The organism is Lentzea sp. NPDC058450 (genome assembly GCF_042721395.1).
Classification (GTDB): Bacteria; Actinomycetota; Actinomycetes; order Mycobacteriales; family Pseudonocardiaceae; genus Lentzea.
Map to the genome: position 1 here is coordinate 1 of NZ_JBHXLO010000063.1, position 14720 is coordinate 14720.

Below are 14720 nucleotides of genomic sequence, written 5' to 3' on the forward strand. Positions count from 1 at the left end.
CACCACGCTCGGCAACCTCAGTCCAGCCGACTACCGAGCCCGCGCCCTCACTACCTAACCTTCACACCCCAGTCCAACTTTCGGACAGCAGTTCAGCCCGAGGGGACCCTTGCGCGAGCGTGCCTTGGCGTGGGAGGAGCCCCCGGCCAGGGTGCCGGGGGCTCCGTCGGTGGTGCGGCTTTCAGGTGTGGGCTAGATGTCGAGCGTCCACGAGTCGATGTGGCCCGTGTCCTGGCGGTAGGTGTCGCGCACGCGCAGCTGCCAGGTGCCGTTGGCGTCTTCCGTTGCCACGTTCAGGTTGTAGGTGGCGTTGAGGTCGTCGGCGCTGTCGGAGCCGTTGGCCACCTTCAGGACCTTCGTGGCGCCTGACGGGGCGATGAGCGCCAGTTCCAGGTCGCCTCGGTAGGTGTGCTTGATGGCCACCTTCACCGTGGCCGTGCTGCTGGCCTTGCCGTTGCAGTCGGCGATGGTGATGGGGGACTTGACCTCGCTGGCGTCCGGGATGGCCGTGTCGGTGTCGTTGGTGACGGCCGGGCACTGGCCGGGCGGGTTGCCCGGGGCGGTGCCGGTGATGTGCAGGAGCTTGTTCGGGCTGCCGGTTCCGGGGGAGGTGACAACGTCGGAGGTGGCGTTGTCAACGAGGGCGTCCCGGACCTGCTGCGGGGTGGCGGTGGGGCTGGAGCCGAGGTAGACGGCGGCTGCGCCTACGACGTGCGGGGTGGCCATCGAGGTGCCGCTGATGGTGTTGGTGGCCTCGTCGTTCGTGAGCCAGGCGCTGGTGATGTCGCGGCCCGGGGCGAAGATGTCGAGGCAGGTTCCCAGGTTCGAGAACGAGGAACGGCCGTCGGTGCGGTCCGTGGAGCCCACGGTGATGGCTTCCGGGGTGCGGGCCGGGGACGTGTTGCAGGCGTTGCCGCCGTTGTCGTTGCCCGCTGCCAGGCCGTAGGTGACGCCTGCCGCGATGGAACGGGCCACGGCGTCGTCGACGGTCTGGTTGGCGCCGCCGCCGAGGGACATGTTGGCCACCGCGGGCTTGCGGGCCGGGTTGGCCTGGACGTCGGCGGTGACCCAGTCGATGCCGGCGATGACGCCCGCGAACGTGCCGGAGCCCGAGCAGTTCAGGACTCGGACGGCGACCAGCTTCACGTCCTTGGCGACGCCGTACTTCGTGCCGCCGACGGTGCCCGCGACGTGAGTTCCGTGGCCGTTGCAGTCGTTGGCGTCCGCGTCGTTGTCGACGGTGTCGGTGCCGGAGACGGCTCGGCCGCCGAAGTCGGTGTGGGTGATCCGGATGCCGGTGTCGATGATGTACGCGGTGACGCCCGCGCCGCGGTTCGGGTAGGTGTAGCTGTTGTCCAGCGGGAGTGCTCGCTGGTCGATCCGGTCGAGGCCCCAGGACGGGGTCGGGGTCTGCGTCTCGGAGACGCGGACCTCTGCGTCTTGTTCGACGTAGGCGACGGCCGGGTCGGCGGCCAGGCGTTTGGCCTGGCTTTCCGACAGCTGGCCCGAGAAACCGCGCAAAGCGGACTTGTACGAGTGCTTCACCTTCGCGCCGTACTTAGCGCTGAGGTTCTCGACGCTCGCCGTGCTCACGTCCTTCAGCACGACGATGTAGCTGTCCTTCACGGCGTTCGCCGCACCGAGGTTGCGAATCTCCCCCTCGGGCGCAGCGGTGGCGGAGACGGACGAGAGGACGAGCGCAGTGCCCGCCACCAGCCCGATTCCACCAGCGCGTCTGGCCCACGATTCTCCCATAGCAGCAAGCTCCCTCGTCGCAGGGTTGTGCAGGTGGGATTTTTCTTAGTGGCGCGGACTGATTTGGCACAAGACGGTCCAGCGAATTGCATTCGAACGGCGAATCAACAGATTTGCCCCGGCCTGTGAATTAGTTGGTGCCGCTGATCTATGGACAAAACAATTGCGCCCCGAACGGTTGTCCGTTCGGGGCGCAAGTTTCGCCTATTTAGTCGAGCGTCTCAATCGGCTTTGAGTGGGACGATCGAACGCTCTCAATCGCCTCTGCGGACGGCACCGAGGATCTGCTGTTCGGACGGGGTCGTGTACAGGCGCAGGTGCGCCCACATGTCCTGGCCCATCGCGATGACCTGGTCGTCCTTGAGCTGCGTCAGCTGCTGGAACATCTGCGGGCGCAGCCGCCACATCTGACCCGCCAGCTGGGCCTGGCCCATCGGCAGGCGCTGCAGCAGCACGAGGTCCGCGTTGTTCGCCGTGGACGACGCCTGCGGGTGCAGGTACGGCAGCACGTACATCGTGGTCTGCCACGCGGCGCGCGGCGGGAACAGCTCCTGCGGGACGTGGCCGCCGTCGTGGATCACGAGCAACGGCATGTCCTCGGTCGGGCGCGGCAGGTCCGCCGGCGACAACCGGCGCAGCTGCACCAGCTGGGACGGACGGCCGTCCGGGCCCTGGCCCGCCGCGCGCACGACCGGTTGCCAGGCCTGCGGGCGGCCGGTCGCGATGATGATCCACGCGCCGGTCGCCATGGCGCGCAACGCGATCTGGCGCGCCAGGTACAGGCCGCCGACGACGACCATGCGGGTCGGGGTCGGGCGCAGGACGGACACCGACAGCGGTTCGCCCTTGGTGCCCTGGCCGAGCATCATGCCGCCGCGGTCGCCGCTGGGGCTGACCAGGTCGAGCATGTTCGGCGACACCAGGAACTCCGGTGCCACCGCGCCGCGGCCGCGGGCGTCGAGCAGACGGGTCGAGGAGCTCATGCCACACCTCCGAGCGGCAGCGTCGCGGCGAGACCCGCGAGCTGCATGCCCCGCAACGGGGTCAGCGTGATGTCGAGCTTGTCGCCGATCTTCGACAACTGGTCCTCCGCGCGGTCGAGCTCGCTCGGCGTGCGGGCGCTCACCCGGACCAGGCCGCGCAACGACACCTGGCCGTCCTCACGGGACGGTGAGATGGACATCGCGAGGGTGGACGAGAGAGCGCGCACACCGGTCAGGGCGTTGAGGTTGCCCTTGAGGCCCTTGGTCGGCCAGCCGGTGATCGCGTAGCTCGCGTGCCCGACGCCACCCGCGGTGACGCCCTTCCACTTCTCCCGCAACGACACGGGGTTCGTGTTGCCGACGGCCGAGGTGAGCTCCGCCGACGAGATCGCCGCGCGCAGCAGTTCGTCCGAGTCGAGCGGGCGGATCGTGACGCCGGCGGACTCCAGGGCGTTGCGGACGCGGGACAACGCGCCGATCAACGCCCGGTGCGCGCCGACGACACCGCCGCCGCGCTCCCGGATCGCCTCGCCGCAGCGGCGCGGGTCGAGCCGGACCGTGATCCACGTGGTGCGCCTGGCCGCCGCGGGCAGCGGGCCGAGCACCTCCATGTACGAGCTGACGGCGGGCGAGTTCGGCGGAAGTGCCGCGCTGCCGGGGTAGCAGTGCCAGATCACCGTGATCGCGTCGAGCACCACACCGCGGTCCTCGAGGCACGGTGTGAGCGCTCCCAGGGGCAGCGACGGCGCCGAGCCGACCGCGGAGATCAGCGGCGGCGTCGGGTCGACCAGCAGGACCGCGGTCCACACGCCGTCGTGCCACGACAGCGCGAGCGGACGGCGTTCGTGGTCGACGCCCTTGGCGATCACCAGGTCCGGGATCGCCAGGCGCAGCAACGCGACGCGCGGGTCCTCGGGGCCGAGCACCTGCAGCTCGTCGTCACCCGGCTTGGACTCGGTCTGCTCCTGGCGCTCCGCCGTGCGGCTGTGCGAGCGGAAGTTGAAGCGCAGGCGGACGCCGATCCACTGGGTGAGCCAGCGGCCACGCGAACGGGTGAACGCCAGGATCAGTGCGATGAGGAGCACACCGCCGGCGATCGACACGGAGACGACGTTGAGCGCGTTGCCCTGCTTGACGCCCATGATCGCCAGCACGAGGAGGGCGATGGCGAGACCGACCTCTATCGCGACTACGTTCGACACGGGCAACGAGCCGAGGCTCACGCCCGCGGCTCTGCGACGGACACGCCCGACCGGACGCGGAGGCGCGGGTGCCTGCTGGCCAGGACCCCCAGGTCCCTGCGGCCGTGCCATCCCTGGGTTGGGCCGGGGCGGATGTGGAGTGGTCACGGACATCCGTTGTGGTCTCTTTCCCCTCGATGGTCGGTGGGCTTGGCGAACCGGCCCACGGAGCAACCTGCGTCCGGCTATCCTGCCGAACCGTACCGCGACTGGGAGAGCAGCGAGCCGAGAATGGCATCAACACCCACCACCAAGGCACAGGTCCAGGCCTACCAATTCGTCTTGAAGCGGATGCAGTCAGCTCTGGTCCGCAGAGACGCGGTGATGCTCAACGACCCGATGAGCACCCACTCGCGCGCGACAGCCGTGGGTGTGGTCCTGGGCGTCCTCGGTCTGATCATCTTCCTCGTGATCGGGCTCTTCAGCCCGGCGCCGAGGCTCGACGACCAGACCCAGATCGCCATCAGCAAGGAGACCGGCCAGGTCTACGTCGTGGACAACGCCCCCCGGCGGCTGATCCCGATGACGAACCTGGCGTCGGCCCGGCTGCTCTGGCTCTCCCGCACCAACCCCGACGCGCAGCAGGGTCAGGCGGGCGGCGACGCTCCGGCCGGCCAGGCGGGCGTGACGCAGGGCGCCGCGGGCGGGACCCCGAAGCTCGTGAGCGAGAAGGCGCTGGCGAACCTGCCGCGCGGCCGCCTCACGGGCCTGCCGGACGCTCCGGACGTGCTGCCGGCGCCGGAACTCCGCATCGACGCGCAGTGGTCCGTGTGCGACACCCTTCAGCTCGACCGGTTCCGCGAGGACCAGGCGGCGGAGAACCAGATCAAGACCTCCGTGATCGCCGGTGTCAGCGGTGGCAACGCGGAACTGGGCGCCGAGGCCGTGCTGGTCCAGCAGCGCACGGGTGCGAAGAAGTCGTACCTGATCTACAAGACGCCGCAGAACCTCCGCGACATCTCGTCGTCGACGGTCCGCGCCGAGGTGGACCTGAAGAACGACCGGGTGGTCAACGCACTCAAGCTGACCGGCAAGAAGCCGCGCGCCATCAGCACGGCGCTGCTCAACGCCATCCCCGAGGTCGCCCCGCTGATCGCGCCGGTCATGCCGAACCAGGGCAAGCAGGCCACGTACGTCACCGAGACCAAGGTCAACATCGGTGAGGTCGTCCAGGTCGAGCGGCAGAACGGCTTCGAGTCCATGGTCGCGCTGGAGGACGGTTTCCAGACGGTCGAGGAGACGGTCGGCGACCTGCTGCGCTACGCCTACTCGAACAACCGCGCCGCCATCCGGCTCTCGCCGAGCGCGGTCGCGAACCACCGCAGCCCGGCGAAGCCGCTCGCGCTCGAGTCCTACCCGGAGAAGATCCCGACGACGTTGGAGCCCAACGCCAACAACGTCGTGCTGTGCCTGGGCTGGAAGGCCGAGAACTTCACCGCCGACAACCGCGCCGAGCACACGTCGGTGACGATCGGTTCCGCTCTGCCGGGCCCGAAGGACATGACGCCGGCGCAGCTCGGTTCGGCCGGTGCCAACGGCGAGATCATCGACGAGTTCCTGATGCTGCCGGGCAAGGCGTCCGTGGTGCGGGCGAGCCAGGGCAAGAACGACTTCGGCACCGGACCGGTGCAGGTCGTGACGGGCCGCGGGGTCCGCTACGGCGTGCCGGACGGCGCGACGGCGGCGGCGCTCGGTCTCGACGGGACGTTCCCGCCGGCGCCGAACCAGATCCTCAGCCTGCTGCCGATGGGACCGCAGCTCAACAAGAACGACGCGAACCGCAGCTACGACTCGATCCCGGCACCGGGCGGCAGGATCCAGGATCAGCAGGCCGTGCAGAAGTAGCGGAACCGGTCCGGGGGCAGCACCGTCGAATCGGACGAAAGTGCACCCGGACCTGTCCTAGGGGGAATCTGCTGTGGCCGGTCGCATCAGCGTCGACGCCGAGTGGTTGGAGAAGTACGCCGACCGCATCGACGGGACGACGGACGATCTGAGGCGGGTGCGGGACCTCATGAAGGTGTCGCCGCTGCGCCCCCAGTCGTTCGGCGAGATCGGCAGAACGGTCGGCACGGCCCAGGGGTACGCGCGGGCGGCCGAGCTGCTCAACTCCCAGCTCGCCCGCGCCTGTGACGCGCTCGACTCGGCCGCGAAGGGCCTGCACGAGGTCTCCAAGCAGTACGGGGCTGGAGACGACGAAGGCGTGCAGGCCATCAAGAAGGCCGATCGGCGGTAGGGGCTGTGGTGACCAAGGACGGCAAGCAGATCGCGGCCGAGGTCGGTCCCGAGCTCGACTACCTCTCGCGGGTGAGCCGCAAGCTCGGGGTAGTGGACCTCGTGCACGACTTCTTCGACCCGCTGGTGGGCGACTGGAACGACCTGCGCGAGGAAGCCGAACGCTGGCGCAAGGCCGCGAAGGTGACCGAGGCGGTCAACAACCACGTCAAGGCACCGCTGGGCGGGGTCGACGAACGCTGGGAGGGCAGGGACGCCGAGGCGTTCCTCGACCACATGCGCAAGGTCGGGCTCGCGGGCGGTGACCTGTCCGACGCGATGAACGCCATGGCGGACGCGTTGGAGGAGACCGCGGACGGCGTGCGGACCATCGTGCAGGACATGGCGCACGTGCTGGCCGACGCCGCGGACTCGGTGTCCGGCACGGCCTCGCTGCCGTCGGACGGGGACCAGCGCGCGCTCAGGCACATCGAGGAGCTCAAGGACCCGGTCCGCGAGCTGCACGAGTCGGCGCGGCAGGTGATGGAGGCGTTCCTCAAGCTGTGCGACGGGCTCTCCGGTGACGCGACGGCGTTCGGCGCCGTGCGGATGGAGCACCGCTACCCCGACCAGAACTGGACCTACACCGCGCCTCCCAAGCCCGAGACCGCGGTGCCCGCGCCGGCCGGGGCTTCGGCCACCGCGGCGAGCCAGGCGGCGCCCTCGGGTGGAGGCGGAGGCTCTGTCGGCGGAGGTGGTGGCGGGGTCGGCGGTGGCGTCGGTTCGGTCGGAGCGCCTGCCGCCGCGGCCGCACCCGAGCAGCCGATGCAGTTCGGCGGGTCCACAGGCGTCGCTGAGCAGGTTCCGCCGGCCCAGCAGGGTGGTGGCGCCGGACAGGCCGCCGCGGCCGCCGCAGGCCGTTCTGGGGCCGTTCCCGCGGGCGGCGGGATGATGGGCGGCATGGCGCCGATGATGGGTGCGATGGGTGGCGGCGGGCAGCAGGGCGGCGACAAGGAGCACAAGTCGAAGCAACGGCTCACCGGCTCGATCGAGGACCTGCTCGGCAAGCCCAAGAAGGCGGCGCCGAAGACGATCGGCGACGACGACTGATCTTGTTTTGAAACAAACAACGGCCCTGCTGAAAAGAAATTCAGCGGGGCCGTTGTTTCGAAACTTGTTTCGAAAACCGCGTCAGGCGGGTCGCCCGCGTTTGCGGTTCAGGGAATTGCGGATGAACAACGTCAACGCGAGCAGCAGACCGCCGACGCCGATTCCGCCCAGCGCCACGATGATCGGCGGCCAGTCGAGCCCCTGCGGTGGCGTCACGCTGGTGGTGATCTGCTTCTGCTCCTGCGGTTTGAACCCGGCGGACTCGGCCGGCAGCACCGCGGTGAGCGCCGCGATCGGGTTGACCATGCCGAACCCGGTCTTGTTGTCCTTGCCGGTCACACCACCGGGGTGCAGCGCCGTCATCTTGAGGCGCTCCATCACCTGACGCGCCTTGAGGTTCGGGAACCGCTCGCGCACCAGCGCCGTGATGCCCGCCACGTACGGCGAGGCAAAACTGGTGCCCTTGATGTCCTGCACGCCCTGCGCGGTGACGTTCGCGTTCGTCAGGCCGGTGCCCTTGGGGTCGACGGAGATGATCTCCTCGCCCGGCCCGGCGATGCTGACCCACGGACCCCACACGCTGAACGCCGACACCGCGCCGGACTGCGCGATGGACGCCACCGACAGCACGTCGTTGGAGAACCACGCCGGCGACGACACCGAGTTCACGGTGTTCGGGTCCATGTTGTTGTTCTGCTGCGCGCAGCCGGTGCCCTGGTCGCTCAGGTTGCCCGCCGCCGTCACGACGACGACGTCCTTGGCGTCGACGGCGTACCGGATCGCGGCCTGGAGCTTCTGGTCGTCCGCGCTGAAACCCTTGGGGGAGCTGCAGTTCGTCAACGAGATGTTGATGACCTTCGCACCCTTGTCGGCGGCGCGGACGATCGCCTGGGCGAGCGTGCCGACCTTGCCCGCCGACGAGCGCTTGTCCGTCGGGCTGTCGAACTCGAAGCGGTCGCTCGTCTGGCGGATCGCGAGGATCGTCGCCTCCGGTGCGGCGCCGACGAAGTCGCCCTCGGTCCGCGCGGCCGCCGCGACGCCCGCCACCTCGGTGCCGTGCCCGTCGCAGTCCTCGACGCCGTTCGCCTTGGCCACGTAGTCACCGCCGGCCTCGACCCTGCCGCCGAACCGCGGGTTCTGCGGGTCGACGCCGGTGTCGATGATGGCGATCTTGATGCCCTTGCCGGTCGCGAACTGGTGCGCCTGGTCGAGGTTGAGCTGCACCTGGCCCCAGGGCTTGGTCTTGATCAGCTCGCTCTTGGTGTCGGACTCGACGCAGGCCTTGTTGGTGCGCTTGTACTCGACGTCGGGCTTGCCCTCGTCCTTGGGCGGCTGGGTGCCCGCCGGCAGGTCCGGCGGCACCGAGTTCGGCCGTGCGCTCTGCGACGTCGAGGACGGCTGGGCCGAGGCCTGCGGCAGCGTCCCCGTCAGCAGCAGCAGTCCGGCGGTCGCTGCCGCCGTGGTGCGCCTGATGCCGGTCCTCATAGCGTGATCAGACCTCGGAACACCTGGTACATGTCCATCACGGCCAGCGCGAGCGGCAGCACCGACGCGATCAGGATCGCCTCGATGATGTCCACGGTGCGGCGCAGCGGCGGCGAGAACTTCTGGCCGGGGAAGATCACACCGAGCACCAGTGCGAGCGCTCCCAGGACCAGCAGCGCGCCGAAGACGAACGCGATGCGGTCGAACGAGTTCGAGGCGATCAGCCAGCCGAGCAGGATGCCCGCGCTGGCGACCATGCCGGTCGACAGCAGCGCCACCGCCTGCGCGCCGTTCGCGTACGCACGACCGCGCATCATCAGCACGATCGCGACGACGACGGCGTAGATCGGGCCCCAGACACCGGGGGCGCTCGCGGCGACGATGGCCGCCAGCGCGGCGACCACGCCGGTGCCGATGATCATGCCCGTCAGGTACTCGTGGGCGATCGCCGTGCGGCGCTCGATGACCGTGAACTCGGGGAAGCCGCTGTCCTCCTTGAGGTCCTCGGCGTTCGTCGGCACGACGGGCGGCGGGATCTTGGCCAGCCGCAGCGTGAGGCTCGGCAGCAGCGAGAGCGCGCCGAGCGCCACGGCACCGGTCGCGGCGGCCACACCCGTGAGCGGGTGCTCGACGAACGTCGCCACGAGGAACGCCAGCGCCACCAGCGTGCCGCCGGTCGCCGCGGCGATGAACACCGTGATGCCCTGCCCGATCAGCAGGATCCCGCCCCACGCGAAGATCATCATCAACGCGGACGCCAGCAGCATCTTCGGGTTGAAGCCCACTCCGGGAACGGCGTGGAAGCCCGCGACGAACGCCAGCGGCAACGATCCGCACGCGGCGATCAGCACACCCGTCGACGCCGAGCTGTAGGCCCGCGCGATGGTCGCGCCGGCCGCCAGCATGGCGATCGCGCCGACACCGCCGGCGATCGCGGCGGCGAGCCCGCTGCCCGAGCCGGCCGTCGTGACCGGGCCGGACAGGAACAACGCCACGGCGGCCGCGATCAGCGCGAGCGAGCCGGCGAGGTGACCGAACTTCTGCGCGGTCTCCTTCGTCCACGGCCGGAACGAGTCCGGGTCGGACTCCGCGATCGCGTCGACGACGTCGTCGTACAGCGGTGGCGGGGGATTCTCGTTGCGGCGCCTCAACTGCAGCAGTTCGCCGTCGACGACACCCAGCGACGCCAGCGTGCGAGCCGGGTCGAGCGGGTTGTCGCCGAGCTTGGCGAGGCACCAGCCACCGTGCCGGACGCCACCGTCCGGAGTGGCCTCTCTCGCCATGTCCAGCAGCATCGGCAGGAGATCGGCCACCGCCACGTCGGCAGGCAGCGCGACGTCGATACGCGTCCGAGGTGCCACCACCGTGACACGGCTGAACACCGTCGTACCGGTCGCCACCAGGGCCCCCTAAGTCAGATCAGTGCTTGCAAACAATGTGCCCGACCTTATTGGTCCACTCGGACGGTTGCCGGGCGGCCCTAGTATGGACGCACCGACGTCTCCTGCACGTGTCGTTTGCAGAACACGTTCGGTCAGGTTTTTTCCCGACCCACCTTCGTGGCTCCCGCAGATGCGCAATAGTGTCGGTTGCTACTGGTGGCGTAACGAGTCGAAGAGGTGCCTGTCAGTTGAGCACGCTGCAGTTCAAGCGAACGGCACGCCTTGCTGCTCCCCGGCCTCCGGGCGGTGAGGTCCACCTCGAACCGCCACCCGAGGTGCCCCGGATCATCCCCGGCAACATCATGATGAAGGCGATGCCCGTCGTCATGATCGTGGCGTCCATGGGCATGATGGGCATGATGCTGGTCTTCATGCCGCGCCAGCCCGCCGCGATGATCATGCCCGGCATGATGATGATCTCGACCATCGGCATGATGGCGAGCGGCATGGGCTCGGGCAAGGGCCAGAAGAAAGCCGAGATGAACGAGGACCGCAAGGACTACCTGCGGTACCTCGGCCAGATGCGCGACCGCGCCCGCGAGGCGGCCGACGAGCAGCGCGCCGAGCGCGAGTGGGTGCACCCGGACCCGCAGATGCTGTGGTCGCTCGCCACCACGCGCCGCATGTGGGAACGCCGCCAGAACGACCCGGACTTCTGCCACCTCCGCGCGGGACGGGGCTCGCAGCGCCTCGCGACCCGTCTGGTGCCGCCGCAGACCGGTCCCGTCGAGGAGCTGGAGCCGATCGCGACGCTGGCGCTGCGCCGGTTCGTGCGCGCCCACTCGCTCGTGCCCGACCTCCCCATCTCCATCGCGCTGCGCGGCTTCGCGGCCGTCGGCCTGCTCGGTGAGATCGAGGACCGCCGCGACCTCGCGCGCGCCCTCATCGCCCAGCTCGTCACGTTCCACGCCCCGGACGACCTGCTGATCGCGGTCGTCAGCGCGGGCCGCACCAAGCAGCTGTGGGAGTGGGCCAAGTGGCTGCCGCACGCGCAGCACCCCACCGACATCGACGGCATCGGCCAGCGCCGCATGATGGCGAACTCGCTCGCCGAGATCGAGGCGATGCTGGACGAGAACCTGCGCGACCGCCAGCGGTTCACCCGCAACGCCCCGCCGCCGCCGGACCAGCCGCACATCGTGATCGTCATCGACGACGGCGACATCAGCCGCGAAGAGATGATCATCCTCGAGGAGGGTCTGGTCGGCGTCACGCTGCTCGACCTGTCCGAGTGCCTCGGCAACCTGACGGCCCGGCGCGGTCTGCGTCTCGTCGTCGAGAACAACCAGCTGGGCGCCCGTTCCGCGAGCGGCGTCGAGTGGTTCGGCGCGCCGGACCGGCTGACCATCGTGGAGTCCGAGGCCCTCGCCCGTCGTCTGTCGCCGTACCGCATGGGCGCCGCCGGTGAGGCCGGAGGCGACAGCGGCGAAGACCCGTTGGCGATGAGCAACAACCCGCCGCTGCTCGAGTTCATGGGCATCCCCGGCGACCCGATCACGTTCGACGTGCAGCAGGCGTGGCGGCCCCGGCCCAAGCGCGACCGCTACCGCATCCCGTTCGGCATCGGCGAGCACGGCCAGCAGGTCGAGCTCGACATCAAGGAAGCGGCCGAGGACGGCATGGGCCCGCACGGCCTGTGCATCGGCGCGACCGGTTCCGGCAAGTCGGAGTTCCTCCGCACCCTGGTGCTGGGCCTGCTGGCCTCGCACTCGTCGACGGCGCTCAACATGATCCTCGTCGACTTCAAGGGTGGTGCGACGTTCCTCGGTCTGGACAAGGCCCCGCACGTCGCCGCGACGATCACCAACCTCGCCGGCGACCTCAGCCTCGTGGACCGCATGAAGGACGCGATCGAGGGCGAGGTGTCCCGCCGTCAGGAGGTCCTGGCGAAGGGCAACTACAAGAACGTCTGGGACTACGAGAAGGCCCGTGAGAACGGCGCCCAGCTCGACCCGTTGCCCGCGCTCTTCATCTGCATCGACGAGTTCTCCGAGATGCTGACGGCGAAGCCGGACTTCATCGACATCTTCCTCCAGATCGGTCGTGTCGGCCGGTCGCTGCAGATGCACATGCTCCTCGCGTCGCAGCGACTCGAGGAGGGCAAGCTCCGCGGTCTGGACACGTTCCTCTCGTACCGGATCGGTCTGAAGACGTTCAACGCGGCGGAGTCCCGTGCGGCGATCGGTGTGCCGGACGCGTACGAGCTGCCGCCGATCCCGGGCTCGGGTTATCTGAGCGTGCAGGGCATGCCGCTGACCAGGTTCAAGGCGCTCTACGTCTCGGGCACCTACCGTCCGGCGGGCATGCAGTCCGTCGGTGAGTCGGTGGCCGTGCGCAGCGACAAGCGGCCGCGGTTCTTCGTGCCGGACTTCATCGAGATCCCGAAGGAGCCCGAGCGCCCGATCGAGCCCGTGAAGGTCGCGGAGCCGGTCAAGGAGGACGCGAACGAGCCCACGCAGCTGGAGCTCATCGTCGACCGGCTCGTCGGCCAGGGCCCGCCCGCGCACGAGGTGTGGCTGCCGCCGCTCAACGAGCCGCCCACGATGGACACGATGCTGCCGCCGCTCGACGTGACGCCGGACCGCGGTCTGACGTCGCCCGGCTACCCGGCCAACAGCACGTTGCAGATCCCCGTCGGCATCGTCGACAAGCCGTTCGAACAGCGCCGGGACCTGCTGTGGGCCGACTTCGCCGGTGCCGCGGGTCACGGTGCGATCGTCGGCGGTCCGCAGTCCGGCAAGTCGATGCTGCTGCGCACGATCATCGCGTCGATGGCGCTGACGCACACGCCGGAGGAGGTGCAGTTCTACTGCATCGACCTCGGTGGTGGCTCGCTCGCCGCAATGGAGGACCTGCCGCACGTCGGTGGCTTCGCCGGCCGTCTCGACGTCGACAAGGTCCGCCGCATGGTGGCCGAGCTCCAGACGCTGATCGCCGAGCGCGAGGTCCGCTGGCGCGACTCGCGCATCGAGCTCCAGGAGTTCCGCAACCGCAAGCGCCGCGGCGAGATCAAGGACGACTCGTTCGGCGACGCGTTCCTGATCATCGACGGCTGGATGAACTTCCGCCAGGAGTTCGAGATGGTCGAACCGCAGATCCAGGCGCTCGCCGCCCAGGGTCTGTCGTACGGCGTGCACGTGATCCTCGGCGCCAGCCGCTGGGCCGAGATCCGCCCGGCCATGAAGGACCTCCTCGGCACCCGCTTCGAGCTCCGCCTCGGTGACCCGAGCGAGTCCGAGGTGGACCGCAAGGTGGCCGTCAACGTGCCCACCGGCCGTCCCGGCCGAGGCATCACGATCGACGGCGGCACGGGCCGCAAGCTGCACTACCTCGTCGGCCTGCCGCGCATCGACACCTCGCAGGACGCGAGCACCGTCACCGCCGGCGTCGCCGACCTCGCGAACAAGCTCACCCAGTCCTGGCAGGGCCAGCACGCCCCGCAGGTCCGGATGCTGCCCGACATGCTCGACCACGCGCAGTTCATGGCGCACGTCCAGCAGACCTTCCCCGGCCGCGGCCGCCTGGTCCCGGTCGGCGTCAACGAGGACGAGCTCGCCCCGGTCTACATGGACTTCGACGCGGAGCCGCACTTCGTGGCCCTCGCCGACGGCGAGTCCGGCAAGACGAACCTCCTGCGCACCATCGTCCGCGGCATCATGCAGAGCTACACCTCCTCGGAGGCGCTGATCCTGCTCGCGGACTACCGCCGCACGATGCTGGGCTTCATCGACACCGACCACCTGCTGAGCTACGCGGTCTCCGGCCCGCAGTTCACGCAGAACGTCCAGGAGATCCGCGGGTCTCTGGCCGGCCGCATGCCCGGCCCGGACGTGACGCAGGAACAGCTGAAGAACCGGTCCTGGTGGAAGGGCCCGGAGGTCTTCGTCATCGTCGACGACTACGACCTCGTCGCGCCGCAGGGTGGTGCCAACCCGATGCAGCCGCTGGCCGAGTTCATCCCGCAGGCCAAGGACGTTGGGTTGCACGTGATCGTCGCGCGGCGCATGGGTGGTGCCTCCCGGGCGATGTACGACCCGATCATCGGCAAGCTGAAGGAGATCTCGGCGCCGATCTTCGTGGGGTCCGGGTCCAAGGAGGAGGGCAACATCGTGGGCAACCTGAAGCCCTCGCCTCAGCCGCCCGGTCGGGGGACGCTGGTGACCCGCAAGTACGGGCAGCAGCGGATCCAGTTCGCTTGGATTTCGCCGGACTAGGAGTCCTTGGGGTTTGGCCTTCAGTGGGTGGTTCTGCCTTGGTGGCGGGGCCACCCACTGGTCGTTTGTGGTCCGGTTTTGCTGGTTGGTTGCGGTTCCAGCGGGGTTGGTCGCGTTTGTTGGTTGGGCTGCGGTTGCGAGAGTTGGTTGCGCGGGTCGTGACGAAAGACCTGGGGTGTGCGATTGGGGCTTGACTTCGGGGCCCTTGCGAGGCGCTCATCGGCCGGAAAAGGCCGGGCTGAAAAGCGCCCGGCCGAGCTCTCGAAGCTAGCACCT

The 14720-nt window shown here is 69.3% G+C and carries 9 protein-coding genes; 4 read left to right on the forward strand and 5 right to left on the reverse strand.

Going from position 1 to position 14720, the window contains the following annotated elements:
- Positions 1-192 precede the first annotated feature (192 nt).
- From ACFWNN_RS45245 to eccE, 3 genes are all read right to left on the reverse strand, one after another.
- Entirely contained in the window at positions 193-1755 is a 1563-nt protein-coding gene (locus tag ACFWNN_RS45245) for a S8 family peptidase (RefSeq protein ID WP_382446154.1), read from the reverse strand.
- Positions 1756-2009: 254 nt separating this feature from the next.
- Positions 2010-2738, reverse strand: coding sequence for a hypothetical protein (locus ACFWNN_RS45250; protein WP_382446155.1), 729 nt, complete (start codon positions 2736-2738; stop codon positions 2010-2012).
- A complete protein-coding gene (gene eccE / locus ACFWNN_RS45255) occupies positions 2735-3940 on the reverse strand; it encodes a type VII secretion protein EccE (RefSeq protein WP_382446156.1) in 1206 nt (401 codons plus the stop codon). The genes ACFWNN_RS45250 and eccE overlap by 4 nt, the downstream gene beginning before the upstream one ends.
- A 270-nt stretch (positions 3941-4210) precedes the next feature.
- On the opposite strand from eccE, the gene eccB reads away from it, so the two are divergent.
- The 3 genes from eccB to ACFWNN_RS45270 all read left to right on the forward strand — a co-directional run bounded on the left by eccB (position 4211) and on the right by ACFWNN_RS45270 (position 7303).
- Positions 4211-5824 (forward strand): type VII secretion protein EccB, encoded by a 1614-nt coding sequence (gene eccB, locus ACFWNN_RS45260; protein ID WP_382446157.1) that lies wholly within the window; start codon positions 4211-4213, stop codon positions 5822-5824.
- Positions 5825-5897: 73 nt separating this feature from the next.
- Positions 5898-6215: a hypothetical protein gene (locus ACFWNN_RS45265; RefSeq protein WP_382446158.1), complete on the forward strand. Its 318-nt coding sequence runs from the start codon at positions 5898-5900 to the stop codon at positions 6213-6215.
- 8 nt (positions 6216-6223) lie between these two features.
- A complete protein-coding gene (locus ACFWNN_RS45270) occupies positions 6224-7303 on the forward strand; it encodes a hypothetical protein (RefSeq protein WP_382446159.1) in 1080 nt (359 codons plus the stop codon).
- 81 nt (positions 7304-7384) lie between these two features.
- Here the strand turns inward: ACFWNN_RS45270 and mycP are convergent, their stop codons facing one another.
- Together mycP and eccD are read right to left on the reverse strand one after the other, a co-directional pair.
- On the reverse strand, positions 7385-8788 hold the full coding sequence (gene mycP / locus ACFWNN_RS45275; RefSeq protein ID WP_382446160.1) for a type VII secretion-associated serine protease mycosin: 1404 nt from the start codon (positions 8786-8788) through the stop codon (positions 7385-7387).
- The gene (gene eccD, locus ACFWNN_RS45280; protein ID WP_382446161.1) at positions 8785-10188 is read right to left on the reverse strand and encodes a type VII secretion integral membrane protein EccD; all 1404 of its coding nucleotides are present in this window, start codon (positions 10186-10188) and stop codon (positions 8785-8787) included. The genes mycP and eccD overlap by 4 nt, the downstream gene beginning before the upstream one ends.
- 230 nt (positions 10189-10418) lie before the next feature.
- Here eccD and eccCa point away from each other — a divergent pair, with 230 nt between their 5' ends.
- Positions 10419-14444, forward strand: coding sequence for a type VII secretion protein EccCa (eccCa, locus tag ACFWNN_RS45285; RefSeq protein WP_382446162.1), 4026 nt, complete (start codon positions 10419-10421; stop codon positions 14442-14444).
- Positions 14445-14720: the final 276 nt, after the last annotated feature.